General features: G+C 42.2%; 11 protein-coding genes and 1 riboswitch. Of the genes, 2 read left to right on the top strand and 9 right to left on the bottom strand.

The genetic code is table 11. From position 1 onward, the window contains the following. Positions 1–8: 8 nt before the first annotated feature. The 5 genes from MKY63_RS11335 to MKY63_RS11315 form a co-directional block, all read right to left on the bottom strand. Positions 9–644 carry a response regulator transcription factor gene (locus MKY63_RS11335; RefSeq protein ID WP_036682269.1) on the bottom strand — a complete coding sequence of 212 codons (636 nt, stop codon included), beginning with the start codon at positions 642–644 and terminating at the stop codon, positions 9–11. A gap of 245 nt (positions 645–889) precedes the next feature. Beyond that, a complete protein-coding gene (locus MKY63_RS11330) occupies positions 890–6703 on the bottom strand; it encodes an NPCBM/NEW2 domain-containing protein (RefSeq protein WP_076099749.1) in 5814 nt (1937 codons plus the stop codon). 258 nt (positions 6704–6961) lie between these two features. Continuing rightward, positions 6962–7048: riboswitch (cyclic di-GMP riboswitch) on the bottom strand. A gap of 157 nt (positions 7049–7205) precedes the next feature. Beyond that, positions 7206–7772, bottom strand: coding sequence for a hypothetical protein (locus MKY63_RS11325; protein ID WP_036682474.1), 567 nt, complete (start codon positions 7770–7772; stop codon positions 7206–7208). A gap of 116 nt (positions 7773–7888) precedes the next feature. Then, the gene (locus MKY63_RS11320; protein ID WP_036682271.1) at positions 7889–8872 is read right to left on the bottom strand and encodes an EAL domain-containing protein; all 984 of its coding nucleotides are present in this window, start codon (positions 8870–8872) and stop codon (positions 7889–7891) included. Between the two features lie 55 nt (positions 8873–8927). After that, positions 8928–9611 (bottom strand): Crp/Fnr family transcriptional regulator, encoded by a 684-nt coding sequence (locus MKY63_RS11315; protein WP_036682272.1) that lies wholly within the window; start codon positions 9609–9611, stop codon positions 8928–8930. A gap of 135 nt (positions 9612–9746) precedes the next feature. Here MKY63_RS11315 and MKY63_RS11310 point away from each other — a divergent pair, with 135 nt between their 5' ends. After that, a complete protein-coding gene (locus MKY63_RS11310; RefSeq protein WP_036682274.1) occupies positions 9747–10598 on the top strand; it encodes a leucine-rich repeat domain-containing protein in 852 nt (283 codons plus the stop codon). A gap of 15 nt (positions 10599–10613) precedes the next feature. Here MKY63_RS11310 and MKY63_RS11305 read toward each other — a convergent pair whose 3' ends face one another. The 3 genes from MKY63_RS11305 to MKY63_RS11295 all read right to left on the bottom strand — a co-directional run bounded on the left by MKY63_RS11305 (position 10614) and on the right by MKY63_RS11295 (position 13625). Next, a complete protein-coding gene (locus MKY63_RS11305; protein WP_036682276.1) occupies positions 10614–11603 on the bottom strand; it encodes a sensor domain-containing diguanylate cyclase in 990 nt (329 codons plus the stop codon). 38 nt (positions 11604–11641) lie between these two features. Beyond that, positions 11642–12436, bottom strand: a complete 795-nt coding sequence (locus MKY63_RS11300; RefSeq protein ID WP_036682278.1) for an alpha/beta hydrolase — start codon at positions 12434–12436, stop codon at positions 11642–11644. A gap of 427 nt (positions 12437–12863) precedes the next feature. Further along, on the bottom strand, positions 12864–13625 hold the full coding sequence (locus MKY63_RS11295; protein ID WP_036682280.1) for an SDR family oxidoreductase: 762 nt from the start codon (positions 13623–13625) through the stop codon (positions 12864–12866). Positions 13626–13828: 203 nt separating this feature from the next. Here MKY63_RS11295 and MKY63_RS11290 point away from each other — a divergent pair, with 203 nt between their 5' ends. Next, the gene (locus MKY63_RS11290; RefSeq protein ID WP_235219469.1) at positions 13829–14461 is read left to right on the top strand and encodes a TetR/AcrR family transcriptional regulator; all 633 of its coding nucleotides are present in this window, start codon (positions 13829–13831) and stop codon (positions 14459–14461) included. A 68-nt stretch (positions 14462–14529) separates the two neighbouring features. On the opposite strand, the gene MKY63_RS11285 is transcribed toward MKY63_RS11290, so the two are convergent. Continuing rightward, positions 14530–16602, bottom strand: coding sequence for a carbohydrate-binding domain-containing protein (locus MKY63_RS11285; protein WP_036682282.1), 2073 nt, complete (start codon positions 16600–16602; stop codon positions 14530–14532). Between the last annotated feature and the right edge of the window lie 7 nt (positions 16603–16609).

The following is a 16609-nucleotide window of genomic DNA, read 5'->3' as shown; positions in this document are numbered from 1 at the left end:
TTGCCGTTCTACTCGTAAGACATTTCATATTTCGTTAATCCTATCGCGTTGGCGCACAGTGCCGCCTGTGTCCGGTCAGTAACCTGCAGCTTCGCTAAAATCTGACTGACATGCTTCTTCACCGTAAATTCACTGATAAAAAGACGTGTGGCAATCACTCTATTGCAAGCACCTTGTCCAAGCTGAATCAGGACTTCCTTCTCTTTTGGTGTCAATTCATCTGTTGGACTGCTGGCGCTCATTCGCATCTTTTCTTCCATTAGGCCAGGATCGTAATATTTTCTCCCTTTGTACACCAACTGGATAGCAAAGAGTAATTCCTCCGGCAGTGCCTCTTTCAGTACATATCCGTCTACCAGTACTTCTTCAGCCCTCAAAAAATCCTCTCTGCTCGCAGAGGAAGTCAACAGTATGAATTTACTAACAATGCCGCGGGTACGTGCTATCTTAATGACATCCAGTCCTGATTCATCAGCAAGTTTAAGATCAATGAGGACAATGTCTGGCTTTGTCTCTTCAATCACATCAAGTGCTTCCGGACCAGTCGTAGCTTCACCTGCAAATTGCATATCCGATTGCATTGCAATGACAGATGCCAGCCCTCTTCTAACTAAAGGATGATCATCTACAATGATGATTTTCACAGAAACACCTCTCTCTAAACCGCATACATTATTTACTTCTTTGTATAAAAAGCTTCAATTAGAGTATTCATTTAAATTTGGCGCATTTCTGATTAAGTATAGTTAAAAGACTACACCGCTTATAGTGAGCGTTGTCATTTCTTTTGTCACATGACAAAATGGATATTTTTACATAAAAACTTCCTCATTTAAAAACTGGCGAACCATGGTTATAGAGACCACAATCCGCCTGTTTTCTTGGGAATTTAATTATTATCAATAAAAGAAATGATTTGCACGAGATTACCTGCGACTTGGTAAGTTAACCCCAGCATGTAAGTTCCTTTCTCCTCGTTTGATAGGTCAATAGTGAACACATCCGGATTAGCAGCCCATTCCTTCATATCAAACACAATTTCTTTAGATGTTCTAGTGTTTCTTACCCCAGCGGAATTAGGGATCACTTTGCTGCCATCGAGCCCTCTCACCAGATTAGCTACTTCAACCACAGGTCCCTTAAATTCTCCTACCTCTAACACTTGTGGGTCGGCCAATAAGCTCGTTAGTTTAGTTAACCCTTGTAATGGGGAGAAATCTGTAATTTCATTTCCAGTAATATCAAGTGTCTCTAGGTTCTTTGCGTACTGCAAACCTTCCAAGGATCTGGCTCTTCTGGTTTCGCTGGTTAACGTTGTAAGGTTATACATATCCCCTAACGTTAGTTCTCCAGTTACGCCCAATGTAGTCTTGATCGAAGCACTTAAATACGGGTCCGCCACAGTAATCTCTTTCGTAAGATCTATTTGGACCAAACCTTCGGTTGCTTGTTGCAACGCTGCTACAGCTTCGTCTACTTCACTTTGCGTAACAGAAGAGTTAGCCAACACTGTCTCTGCTGTCGAGAGGTTGGACGTAAATGCCGCGATGCTCTCAGGTGTGAAGCCTTCTAGAGAAATTGCTTTAGCCGCTGCAATCGCCTGTTCCAGATCTCCAGTGAATAAGTGATCTCCATTCGCAAAATGTAGTTTGGCTCCACCCCATGTAGCATGGTCAGATCCGTTGCCATTTCCCCCGTCTGTGACAACTAATTTCAGTTCTTTTGCTCCATTAATATCCAATTCAATGAATTTCTGCGGATCTCTTGAACTCATGACTCCACTATCGAATTTCTTCTCTCCATCGACAAACACCTCAAAGCTCACCGAACCAACAGAACCGTACATTTGTCTATCTACACCTACATAGGAAGTGAAATAGTCCACGTTTTTGTCGCTTAGATCGTATACAATCGTCGAGTTAGAGTGCGCTCCAATTCCTCTTTCATAGGACACTACCTGATTGTTCTCATCTGTTAATCTCAGCGTATTCGCACTAATAGATTTATCCTTCAAAGGTGCAGTATAGCTGTTCTGAGTAGAGTTCCAGTCGTAATCCGTCATATACGTAAAGTCCGTCATGTCTACTACGGCTATAGTTCTAATCTTCGTGGTCGTATTTCCATCACTATCTGTTACTGTGTAAGTGATTGGATACTTTCCAGCCCGGTTGAATTTAACTTGCTCTTGACCTGTGACCTTCACTTGAGCCGTCAAGTCACCGTCTTCCGAATCCATTGCCGAATAGCTTTCACTGATATCAATCACTTGGCCCACTTTGGTTGAGACAGATTTAGGTATGGTAAGCTCTGGTGTATTGTTCAAGATCATAAACTTCGCATCAGCAAAATCACCGTGATCTGAAGCATTTCCGTTACCTGCATTATCTAACACCAGCTTCAATTCACTTACCCCCTTAACAGGTATCCGCGCAAGCTTGGCTTCTGTACCAAATTTCATCAGTCCGCTGTTATAAACCTCTGCCCCATCGGCAAAGATTTTGAAAATCACACTGGAGTTGCTTTGCTCAGGGATATTTCTATCAACCCCTACATATGTTTCAAAATATTCATAGTTTGTACCCGCCAGATTATACACGATTTCAGAGCTGGCATGGGTTCCTAAGCCCTTAGCGAACTCTTTGACCTCGCCATTTACCAGCAGCTTAATCGGATTGTTAGAGCTAGCCTTATCTTTTCGAACCACATTATAATCCGTTTTTGCCGATTGCCAATCTACATCACTCAGGTATTTACTAGCGCTGTATACAACAATCTTTCTGGCCTGCACAGCGGAGTTCCCATCTGAGTCTGTGACTGAAAACTCGACGTTGTAAGTCCCTGTTTTGCTTGATGTGAACCCATTTGGGTTTACATCAACGGCTCCAATTAAGTTACCATCTTCCGTATCAAAAGCCGTAACATCGCTCAACACATCAAATTCGCTGTTCAGCTTAACGAAGGTTGTCTCTTCCGGCACTGTAATGATAGGTTTGCTTGAATTATTCGAGAACTTCGCATCGGCCCATACCGTATGGTCTGAAGCATTGCCATCCTTAGCATCTGTTGTAACCAGCTTCACCTCTCTTGCGCCAGTCACAGGGATTTTCACAAATTGATGTTCTGTTCCTGCCCGGAAAACATCACTCTCAAATTTCTGTTCTCCATCCACATACACTGCAAAAGTAGCCGAGGAAGGTTTCCCTTTCATGGCTTGATCGATCCCAATGTAGCTTTCAAAGAAGTCGTAACCCTTACCTTCAATATCGTAAACTACCTCAGAGTTGGCATGAACACCAATCCCTTTCGCGTATGTCGCAGCCAATCCTTGGCGAACAAGGGTTATGATTCCCCCGGAAACGGCTTTATCTTTCTTTAATTCACCCCAGCCTACAACGACTGACTTGGCATTGAGATCGGAAATATAGGCGTAGTCGCTCGTTACCGTAACCTGTGTGGTTTTCGTTTCCGTAACCCCTTCGCTTTTCACTTCATATACAATTTCGTAGTTGCCTTTTTGCGTTACATCAACGTTATTGGCTTTCAGAGAGACATCTGCAGTAATATCGTTTCCTAGATAGTTAGCCGCTTTTACATAGCTCATCGGATCAAAGGTTTGATTAAGCTTTAAAGTGAGCTGATCTTCAACAGACAAGGCTGGCTTAAAGGCTTTAACCTGTACGGGCTTCAGTGGGTTCAGCTTTTTATCATAACCGACGATCTTGTACGTATAGTTGATACTCGCATCTACATTCTGATCCACAAATTGGTCAGTCCCTGTAAAACCAACTAACACATTATTTCTATACACTTCATATCCTAAGAAATCTTGCTTAAGCTCTTTATCTATACTGAAACTTAACGTGTTCGTTCTAGCCGTGGTGTTAGGTGTGATATTAACCTTAATGGCCAGATTTTTATCCGCTATTCCAGTTCCCTCATAATTAATCACCGAGTTATTTAAATACCATAACTTTTGCGGTGCCGGATACTTGGCTACTTTCGCTTTTGTCTCAGGATTCACAGTGAAGCCATGTCTGGCAAAATAGCTGCTTAAATCTAATCCCAGTACTTCGGAGGAGAACTCCACCAAATACTGCTGCTTGGAATTGTCACCGTTGGGAAGGGTGACCTTCCGCTCCCGATATAGCTTGGTCAGCTCTGTCCAGTATCCCGGATGTGCCAGCTCCAGCTGCCAATAGGCTCCGAGTTGTGCAAATAAGCCCTGCTGATTCATAACCACTTTATTTTCTTCGAGGACATATTTATAGATATCTGATTCATACGGTATACGATTATCTATCGAATTCGCCGCGACAGACATAAACATAGACACCATATTATTAGTTACTTCGCCATATTCCCGTTCACCCATAGCCAAGCGATGCCCAATTTCGTGATTCAGTCCCCAGCCCGGATAAGCTTTGTTAAAATCACCTAACATGGTTCCTACTGTTCCAAGTTGGATCCCTGTATGATCTCCCGCTGCATACATCGCACCATAAGGCTGCATCAATCGAATATTCTCACGAATTAGCTTGGCATCATGAATCTCACTACTGCCATCCAAGCCATAGAAGGTAAAAATGCTTTTCATCCAGGTGTCATACCCAGTTACGGTATCCAGCGGGTTATTTCCTTGCGTAATAAATTTGTTGTACGCTTCAGTCGCAGTTCCTGTAAAAATAACATGATCGCTGGCCATTTCTACCACATCGATAAGTTTGCGATCTTGAACATTTGGATGAGCCGCTTTATCTTCGTCTAATCTTTGTTTGTATGTGGTTAAGAAGGTTCTGAATTGTTCTGGATCCGTGGTCTTGGTCATAAAAGGAATCTTTTCTAAACCTTCGAAGCGGATCAGTGGCGCCTTCCCTTGCTCCTCAGCTGTATAGGGATTTACGATATAAACGGTTCCGCCCTTAGTTACATCATGAGCATAAGCACTAGTCGTTGCAATTTCAGGTACAGTTATAGTGTTCTTGCCCGCACGCAATTGTACGCCCCTAGCCCAACTATTCCAAGCTCCCTCTTGTTGAGAAAAGATCAAAGAAGGCAACTTATCACCCGAAGCAGCATCCACATAAACATTGATGGTCTCGCCAGGCATTGCCGCAAGTCCTGTAGGCTGGTTGTTCGTGCCGAAGCCTATTCTCAGGTTTTGCTGAGCATGTTTTTTCATATCTCCACGCTGCTCCGCCTCTATGATGGTACCTTCGATTTGAACCTCGCCATTAACCAGCTTCTTAGCTAGTTCCAATGAATCTTTAAGGATTGGATAGAGCGGATGTACTTTTGTCGCTTCCTCCAATTCATTGATTTTTGCAACGTTATTATAAGCAGACACAACCGCACTCATCGTTCCATCTGTGAAAATACCATTTACAGCTTCGCTTACTTTATCTTCTGTATAAAATCTAAATTCAGCCGCAAAAGGTCTGTTAATATTAGCTTTTGTGAACTTAAATTTTAATCTTTTAAACTTCGTCGGTTCGAATTTAAATTCCAGAAAATCATTGGTACTAATCGCGGTTCCGCTAGATACAAGTTGGAAGGTCTCTCCTTTACTCGTCTCTGATGCATAGATTTCAAAAGCCTCTGGGAATCCTTTGCGGTTATCTCTAGCCAAAAAAGCCACTCTGTCCAGCACTTCCGCTTGCGCTAGTTCAAACACGACTTCATTCGTGAAGCTTGCATCATTGTTTTTGTTCGTTTCCCAATGCGTAGTGGGCTGGTCATCCAGCATATATTCAGGCTTCGTACCTGGGTAGCTTCCACCGTTCACCGTTACTTTTGATACGTTTGCATTTGGCATTCTATAAGCTTGGCTATAGGCATTTTCATAGGCTGTACCATACCCTTTTAGCTTCGAAACCTTGGCTGCCGTTGCATCTACCTGATGGTTCTCCAAAAGGATCTTTGCATTCTCTATCTCTTCTTTAAACTGCGTATACAGTGGATGTGCCTGCACTTCATTCTCTAAAGCTGTTAATTTCTCTGTCGTATTAAAGGCAGCACTAACTTGGCTCAAGGTATCATCTGTAAATAAATTTTTCATTTTAGCAGAGACACTATCCTCTTTATAAAAAGAAAACTCAGCCGCACTCGCCCAATCTTGGTTGGCTTTTTTGAAGACAAATTTAAATCTCTTAAAAGCCGTAGGTGCGAACTGAATCTCCACTACATCACCGGTTGAGCCTTTATATTCTCCAGAAGACACGAGTGTGAAATCGCCTGCATCTGTAGTGGAGCCATAGATATCAAATTCTTGAGCAAAACCTTTACCTTTAGCACCAGATTGCCTAGCGGCGTAGACCATTCTATTTAATTCAGTGGACTCATTGAAAACAAACACAACCTCATTCGTAAACGTTGAACTATTCGGTTTGCCAGTCTCCCAATGCGTGCTCATATCCCCATCCATAGCCTTAGCTATAGGTGAGCCTGAGTAGTTGCCACCGTTATTTGTGATGGTTTTAATATTTGCTGGATTCATTCTAAAAACCTCATTATAGGCATTTAGAACATCCTTGCCGTACAGCTCAAACGGAATAACCGAAGCGTTGCTTAATAAGTTGACCTTACTTTGCGCGACTGTTTTTGTTACATTTACCTTGCTTGCCTCACTTGCTAAAGCATAACCTGCCTCACTCGAAAAACTGGCCAACATGGCCGCCGATGTAGCGATCGCAATCATTTTCTTCATCTCTTCTTACCCCCAGATGTCATATGAATCTCTCCAGTGCCCAAAAATGGGCACAAAAAAAACTACCCCAAAAGAGTAGCTTGATTGCGTATAAAGTCGCCTAAAAATTAAGACTTAATTTTTATTAAACCTTAACAAGCATAAACGCCTTCGGCGTCCTTATAAGGACGGTAAGCGTTTAAGCGAGAAATATAAGATATTAAGTATAGGTGTATAACTTATACTTTCTTATATTTTAACAAAAAGCGTTACACACTCTTTGGCAGCTGGCTGACAATAGTTATGATAACCTTAGTCCCTATAGCTTTGCGTCCCTACATTTCCATAGGTTTGCCTATGAAGTTTCGAATACATTCAAAGAGTAACATAAGCCTAGATCTGATCGCATGATTAATTGGTATGAAATGAGTATAGGTAATTGCAATTAGTTTTTCTCATGTGATAGATATTATTTATCGACTATCCCGGAAGAGAATGGGATCCTTTAGGACTGGAGGTCTAATTAACTCCCCGATCCGAACAAACGCCGGAACCAATTCCACACATCGCCCGTGATGGGAATTAATCCGAAACCATGTTCGCCAACTGCGATTACACCATATGCCCATTGTCCGATAGCTATGGCACCCCCAGCGATCCTGCCTATCGCTATCGCACCAAACGCCGTATCCCCTATGGCGATGGCCCCCAACGCTTTTTCCGCGATTGCGATCGCTCCTACAGCCACTCCTGCAATCGCAATCGCTCCCACTGCGAAGCCAAGCCAGCTAAGTGCTATTGCTCCAATCGCTAACCACATTCCCAGTGATATTGCTCCTAAGGAAAGTACGCCCACGCTTATCGCACCTATGGAAATCAATCCGACAGCTACATCTCCAATAGCGATTAAACCAACAGCTGTCTTTACACGGGGTTTACTTCCATGACCATACTTTTGACCTGAGTATCGCCCTAAATTACTACGAATACTGATGACCGGAAATGAGGGAGAAGGCCATTGATAATCAATTTCTCGTCCATCAAAGCCCCTAGAATCCGCCCAGCGCGTTACAAATTGATGCCATTTCATATCCATCCCGTCCCCCTTTTCAAATTACCTAAATTATACAACCCCGGGGGTTGGCTGTACTCAGACTCTGACCTGAAATTCATCTCATCCTCTGGACCGATATATACTCATTAGGATTACTGTTTGGGAATAGGATCAGGCTTTCCAAATAAATATCCCTGAAACAACTGATAACCACTCTGCTTAAGCCATTCAAAGTCCTCTCTAAACTCCACACCTTCTGCTAAAGGAACAGATTGGATTTCTAAAGCCTTTTCTAAAAATTGTTTAGCTATTTTCTGTTTGTTCGGATCACTGGACACGCCTTGAACATATTTCATATCTAACTTCATGTAATGAGGTTTAAGCTCCAATAACATCTCGATTGTGCTGAAGCCTTCCCCAACATCATCTAAAGCGTATTCAAATCCCCGGTCCTTGTAATATGTCAAAATAGCTTTCAAATGAGCGAGATCATCCACTTTCTCCGTTTCAACAACTTCAAAGACAAAAAGAGAGGGATCGACACCTAATTGATTAGCCAATTCAACCGTTGATCTTAAGCAGAACTCTGGAGCGTAAATTGATGTAGGGATAAAATTAATAAACGTTTTTTTATTTAAGGGCGCAGCATATTTTACGGCAGTCATTCTACATAACCGGTCTAAAGCATATAAACGCCCACGATTCCGTGCTGCCGCAAAGATCTCATTAGGATAGATAAGGGATCCATCTTCTTTTTTAAATCTCGATAAAAGCTCGTATGCAAAAATCTCTTCCCTTACGTTCACAATCGGTTGGAAGTAACAAGTAACAAGACCCTTAGTGATAACCTCATCAATCCACTTCATATCCATTACAGTAGACATCTCGGATAGAGGTCTCCATGCTTGGTCATCTATACGAAATTCAATTTTCCCGGACTCCATATGATCGTTACAGAAATCTAGAAGATCTCGCGCTTCAGCTTCCTTAATCGTAATCACATTTTCTTCTACCTTATGTATCGTATTACTTCTACTCAAGTGATGAATAACCTTAGGTAAAACCCTAAGATTAAGCTCACCATGAGGCTTGATTTGAAAATTCAGCTCTCTTACTACACAATGATTACAAGCCATATTCATAACCCCTTTAATAATCGATTCTCTGAAAAAGATCCCGGAACGGCTCTTCTCAATCGAAATCCGTATACTCCAGTAAATATGTCGCGTCTAACACGGTGATCTGCTGATGTTGAATCTCAATAATCTTTTGCTCTTGCAGATCTTTAAGCACAAGGGTAGCCGTCTCCCTTAACGTTCCGATCATATCCGCGAACTGCTGATGGGTCAATCGAAGATCAATCCTCTGTTTGCCTTGCTCCTCTACTCCAAATCTTTGGTATAGTCTTCTCAGCGTAAATATCGCACGCGCTCTCGCATCATGAAATTTCATTTCATGTAATAACCGATTCGATAAAAATAAACGGTCCATTTGCAGCAGCATCAATTGCTCCTTAATCAACGGGTAATCGGCAAGCATCTGCTTAAAAAGCTCATGTTTAATCTCAAATAATACAGTATCATTCATAGCCACCGCAGACAGCACTCTTATATTGGAGGGATGGATCACTTCCAGATCGCCAAAGAAATCGCCTTTTCCAAAAAGATCTACGGTATGCTCTTTCCCTTTCGTGGTAGCGTACACCCTTATAATCCCCGAATAGATAATGTAGGCATAATCCCCCGGATCTGATTCTGCAAACACCATGGTCCCCTTAGAATATGCCTTATAAGTGAATAATCCTGAGACCGCCTCGATCTTCTCCGAGGGTAAACCTTGAAAAAAGCGAGTGCCAGTCCAAAAAGAAGCTTCCATCTCATTATTCCTTTCTAACAGATTCCATAGTTTTGTATGCCAACATACTGATAATAAATCATCATCCTGTTATATTCTATCGTAACGTTGTCACATAGGCTTGATGCCAATACAAATTACAAAGGAGATCCATTCATGAAATATAATTTTGACGGAAAAGGACTTATTGAAACGCCAGATGTCGTGTTTGAGAGCAATCCGCTACTAGAACTGAGCATGTACAACAATCATATTAAAGAGATTCCCGATCAGCTCTTCCTTCATGACGAATTAGAGGTACTTAATTATGCGGGCAATGAAATCGAACAGTTATCCGAGAACATCGGTCGCTTAGTTCACCTAAGAATGCTGGATTTAGGCCATAATCGGCTGAAGGTGTTGCCGGAGAGCATTGGCGGATTGCAGGGGTTGGATTCTTTTCTATACCTAAGCAATAATCAGTTCGAACAGCTGCCGGAGCAGCTCTGTATTCTCCAGAAACTTAAGTATCTGAACGTAACAGATAATCATCTCAAGCAATTGCCTGCCCGTATAGGCGAAATGAGCAGTCTGATTGAAATGCGGCTTTATTATAATCAGCTAGAATGTTTACCTGATTCGATCACACAAATAAAAGGGCTAAGAGAGATCCATCTCTATGGTAATCAACTGGTCATGTTACCAGAACATTTAGGTGCTATAGAAGAACTTCGGATACTTGATTTAAGTGATAATCGAATCACTAAGCTGCCTTCATCTATCGGTAATTTAAGCAAGTTAAGAAGACTGAACCTTAGAAAAAATAAACTTAATCAGCTTCCTGAGGAAATAGGTCAATTAAGCAGCCTTGTTGAGCTTGATTTAAGAGATAATAATCTGCAAGAAATCCCGGATTCGATTCTACAACTTGGACGATTAGAGAAACTGGATTTAAGATGGAATCACAGCTTAAGAAGAACAGAATTATTAGAGCAATTAGAGCAAAGAGGATGTATCGTTTATAAATAACAAAAAAGCCTCCGATTAAAGAAGCTTTTCACTCAAATCCATAATATGCGTAACGCGATTTCTCCCCTGTTCTTTCGAAGCGTAAAGCGCATGGTCAGCTTTTTCCAGAAGAGTGATGTCTGTATCGGTTGCTTCAAAAGTAGCTATGCCGACGCTTACCGTAACCCTGCCAATCTCCCAAGTGGAGCTGGCAATGAATTGCCGCAAATTGTCCGCTATAGCCTTGGCATCCGATGAATCTATATTAGGCAGCAGAAGGATAAACTCCTCACCACCATACCTAGCTACTATATCTTCTTTACGAGATTGGGACTTCAGGATACTCGCCAATTTCTCCAGGACATAATCACCCATCTGATGACCGTAGGTATCATTCACATTTTTAAAGTGATCAATATCTAAAATACATAATGAAAAAGGCGCCTGATCACGGTGATACGCTGCAATCTGCTCTTCCAGCTTTTCTTGCAGGAACCTTCTATTCTTTAATCCAGTAAGCTTGTCTGTAGTAGATAGCTCTACTAAAACGGCATTCATCTCCAGCAATTCAGCTTGCTTTTGCTCGATTTCCAGGTGGATTTGTTTGAGCTTTGCCAGCGCCTGATCTTTTTCCCAATAGGCCTCTTCTATTTGCTTCTTCGCAGATCGTAACTCTAGCTCATAATCAATACGTTTGCCCATCTGTACGAGAATACAATCAATGACCTCTACACCTTCACACTCGAGGCGTCTACCATTTAACAAGTAAGGGACGGCTTGTCCCTTGCTGTCCTTCAAATTGATAAATAGCTCTTCTACATGTCCATTCAGATTGATAAAAGGATAGAAGTATGAATGAAAAATAAGCTTGTTTGCCGTAGACATGATAGATTCAAAATGTTTATTTACCAAATCAACCTGCTGATATCCCATCCCATCCAAAAAGGTTTGATTCACATTGAGGATCATTCCTTCATGGGTAATGGAAACATATCCGCATGGCGCATATTTTAACCGGTCATCCATTGTCTAAATATCCTTTCAACACCATAATCTTCTCCATCTCACCTAAGATACTCATTAATCAAAGTAATGGTCTCCTGTGGATGGCTAATATGCGGATAATGGCCCTTGGCCTCCATTAACCGGAACGTACTATTATTCAAGTGTCTATGTAAATATTCTCCTACTTCTATAGGAACGATACTATCATCCGAGCATTGCAATATGAGTGTAGGCACTGTCGCTTTAGGCAGATCTTCTCTATGATCCGAAAAAAATGTAACTTCCGCAAATTCTCTAGCGATAATAGGGTCGGCCGAAATAAAACTTCGTTCCAGCTGTTTAGTCAACATTGGGTCAGGGTTATTCATCGCAAGTGGAGCCATAAAGCTAGCCCAGCCCGCGAAATTCATCTCCATCATATCCAGAAGCTCAGTAATATCACTTTTTTCAAAGCCCCCGAAATAAGCATCTCCCTCATTTAAATAACGTGGGGAAGGTCCGATCATAATCATTTTATCAAAATAATCCGGCCGCTCGATTGAAGCAAGCAAACCGATCATAGAGCTAATAGAATGGCCTATAAAAATAATATCCTTGAGTTCAAATGTTTCGATGACATCTAGTACATCCTGTACATAACCATGGAGAGTATGATATTTATCCGATGTATATGCGCTTAAATCTGAATGGCCTGAGCCTACATAATCAAATAGAACGATTCGATACTTTTTCTCAAATGATGGCGTAATAAACTGCCACATGCTTTGATCACACCCAAATCCATGCGCAAAAAGGATAGTTTTTTCTCCTGCTCCAATGACTTTTACATGATTCCGCACCATAACATCGTTCATTTCATATAACTCCTCTATAGTTAGCATTCTCTCTATTTTGCAGGGTTCCCCTGGAAATATCAAGCGTATAAAAAACTCCGCTAGATTAATCTCTAGCGGAGTTTTATGTAACATCCCGTTTGGGTCATCATTTGGCATAATGGTAGCGTGCTGGGGCACTCCTTCGTTTAATCCGATAACATTTTGCCCGAAAAAATTGGTTGGCGGACCCAGCAGACCTTAAATGCGCCATTATTCCATATTTGAATTGCTATCGGACTCCACTGCAGCTATTGGCGCGAAAACACCAAATATGGGTCGATTTATATGAAATAGCGTCTCTGGAGTCCGAATCCCTTCTCAAAAGACTGAAAATTTGCGAATAACGTCATCTGGGTCCCTAAGACTCCGTGGATAAATTGTTGAGGCAGAGGTAGACAACCAACATTTAGAATGCAGAAGTCCAACCCGCATCAGCAGCGATGATAGCTCCGTTCACAAAACTGGAATCATCCGAAGCCAGGAATAACGCAACTTGTGCGATTTCTTCAGGTGTACCTACACGAGGGATCACAGCCTGTGTTAATTGTGTACGGCTCACGCCGAATTCATTTATATTTTTCATTGAAGCACTGATGTTTGTGGCAGTAGCTCCCGGTGCGATAGCATTACAACGAATCCCTTTGTTGGCATACATAAAAGCTGTATTTTTCGTCAAGCCTACTACAGCATGTTTAGAGGCAGTATAAGTTGCTCCCGCATGGGCACCACTTACGCCACCTGTAGAAGCGGTATTAACGATAACCCCTTTTCCTTTTTCCAGAAAAATAGGCATTGCTTTACGAGTGGACCGCATTACACTTTTGGTATTGATATCAAAGATAAGATCCCATTTCTCGTCGCTAATGTCGCCAACTGGCTCAAACCCATCCATAATACCGGCGTTATTCACAAGAATATCTAGTGTTCCGTATTCTTTTACTGCGGTATCAATCATGCTATCGATATCTTCAACTAGGGCAACATTTACTTTCAGTGCCTTAGCTACTCCACCATTACTGTTGATCCCTGCAGCTACTTGTTCTGCACCTTCGAGATTAAGATCGGCTACAATCACTTTCGCCCCTTCTTTAGCGTACAACTCTGCGATAGATTTCCCCATACCTGATGCCGCCCCGGTAACCACTGCAACTCTGTCTTGAAGTTTCATGTTGGAAGTCTCCTTTACGTTTATCTATAATGTAAATATCAATATATAAAATCTCTTTAACGCTTAAAATTTATACTACTCAAGTTTAATCCTCTAAAATTTAACTATCAATATACAAATGGGACACCAAATGTTCATAAATATATATAATGCAGGATTCTGTTCAAATAGGATTAGAAAATAGACAGTTAGGTGGTCTTCTGTTGCTTAAAAATAATCGGAGAACTAGCAAATCGCGTAAAGAGCTTAAAAACGCATTGATATTAATCATGGAAAAAAAGAATTTCCGCACCATTACGATAACCGATATCGTTACCCTTGCCGATTTAAACCGCGGAACCTTCTATAAACATTATCAAACCAAAGAAGAACTTCTGAATGAGCTAATTGATGATGTGTTGGAGGATTTAATTAAGGCTTATAAAGAACCCTATCTTCATACCGATAAATTTATAGTTAGTGAGCTGACCACCTCGAGCATCAAGATTTTTGAACATGTGGTCTCTTACTCTAATTTTTATACCATCATTATAAATTCCAATGTTCTGCCAGGGTTCCAAAATAGGATTTGCGACCTCTTAAAGGAGCTCACCAAGCGGGACTTAGTCGCAGTTAATAACACTAATACCAATGTTAATATCGAATTGTTTTCCAGTTATACCGCCTATGCTCTATTTGGATTAATCATAGAATGGGTAAAAGGCGGATTTAAATATACAGCTAACCATATGGCAGAGCAGCTAATTGAGATTCTGTCTTTTAATTCACATAATGTGATCATCAATACTTCAAATCAACCGATTAAACAGAATTCCATCCCTGTTAACGGCGACTGATTTACCTCAAACTATCAAAAGCCACTCCAAAATAATGCTGGAGTGGCTTTTGATATGCAATTTATAAACTAAGGTCTTCTGTTTCCACCACCACCGCCACCTGGACCTTGATTGGTGTTTGCGGTTGTTACTCCGGATTCATTTAGCCAAGTTACGCTGCTTGTAATTTCGAAGGCTACTACTTTTGTTCCTCCTGTGTATTCACCATCCGTATACAGTCCGTTCGCTTCACTACCAGTCGAGGTACCTCCCGAGTAGAGGGTGTAAGAACCTCCGTCCTTCAGATCCGGTGAACTAATCACCACCGTTTGATAGCTCTTCGAAGGAGCAAAGGTCAGGATTGTGTTGCCTTCGCTGTCCTCTAGATGAACCAAGGTTCCAGCCTCCTGGGTCTGAGGGAAAGTCATGCTCACTGCATGTTGGCTAGAGGTGTCAGACGGTGCTTGTGCCATGCCCGAACTTCCCGCAGCCACCAAAATTCCTCCACTCTGTTCAAAGCTACCGTCGAAATCAAGTGCACCGTTACCGCTATTGGTAGGTCCATTGACAATAACCGTGCCACCCGACATTGTGATGGAGCCGTTCGAATCCAGCCCGTCACCTGAAGCATCCACCGTTAGTGTTCCTCCACTAATCGTTAGCATATTGCTAGCAGAATCGCTGAATTGATCCTGCTCCTGAGGCCCGCCGCCTACAGTCGCCTCATCGTTACCTCCTGCTACATTCACTCCATCATCAGAAGCAACCACATGAGCCTCGCCACCGGAAATCTCGATGTTTGCTCCTTCAATCCCTTCGTAGCTCTTCGTAATATCAATTTTGCCACCAGATATCGCCACCAAGGCATCCGCATGGATTCCATCGTCGCCAGTTTTGATGTTGAATTCTCCATCAGCTATAGCAATGTTACTGTTGCTGTGCACTGCATCATCAGCAGAATCGATGGTAAAGGTTCCGTTGTTCACGCTAATATCTCCTCCAGCCTTCAAGCCTTTAGTACTTGGTGTTTCCGATCCTGTAGTTGTTGCCGTTGTTGTCGTTGTTGATGCTTCCGTTGTTGGTATCTCCGGTTTTGTTTCTGGCATCGTCTCTGGTTTTGTTTCAGGTGTTGAGGTTCCTGTTGTTCCTGGTGCTTGATCCCCTGTTCCCTGACCTCGGCCACCTCTCATGCCCATACCTTGCCCTTGATCACCTGTTTTCACTTCACCCTTCTCGTTGCCCCCACCCGTAACTAAGGTGTATGTTCCGCCATCTATTACAAGTGAAGTCTCAGCTTGAATTCCATCATTACCAGCCGTAATATCAAATGTTCCTGCTGCTATTGCTATGAAGCCTTTGTCCGTCTCAGTATCGTTGGTTGATTTCATACCATCGCCTTCTGCCGTTATGCTGATATTTCCGTCTTGTACAGCGACAAGATCTTTACCTACAATCCCGTCATCGGCAGCCTTAATTTCAATAGTGCCACCCATAATTTTCAGATCGTCCTTGCTCGTAATTCCGTCATTATAGTTAGCGGAAACAGACAACTTCCCGGTACCATTAATCGTTAAATCCGCTTTACTGAAGATAGCCGCACTCGGTTCATCTGTAGTTTCATCGGCATACACGTAAGTTGCTCCATCAGATACGGAGTTCTCCGTCCCGTCTTCCAAGGTAATGATCACTTTGCCTGCTTCTTTAATATAAATTGCAGCACTATCGCTGTTCGTGATGTTCACACCGTTCAGTACCAAGTGCACACTACCTTCATCCTGATTATTAACTACAATCTGTCCATCACTCAGCTTACCAGACAGCACATAAGTTCCTGCTGCAGTAATTGTCACTGCGCCATCCTTAGACTCAGCCCCGGTGCCGTCAACAAGCGCACTTGTTCCAGCCAAAGCAATTTCCGTCGATTGGTCAGCCGTCCAAGTTGTATTAGAATCCTCTTCATCGAACGTCACCAGATCGGACAATTTGGCGCTTGCCAGTTGTACTCCCGTGTCAGCCCCGTTCTGAGTTATCGTTGTTCCCGAGGCTGCTGCTGTACCCGCCGCTTCAGACTGTGTTGTTGTGGAATTGGTGCTGCAAGCCGACATAAGTAATGCACACAATAGCAAGATTCCTACTTTACTTCCGGTTATATATTTATCCATTTTTCAT

Origin of the sequence: Paenibacillus sp. FSL R7-0189, assembly GCF_037969925.1 — a bacterium.
Lineage (GTDB): Bacteria > Bacillota > Bacilli > Paenibacillales > Paenibacillaceae > Paenibacillus_AQ > Paenibacillus_AQ odorifer.
Note: the sequence above shows the minus strand (reverse complement) of the source record. Positions and strands in the feature narration are given on the sequence as shown.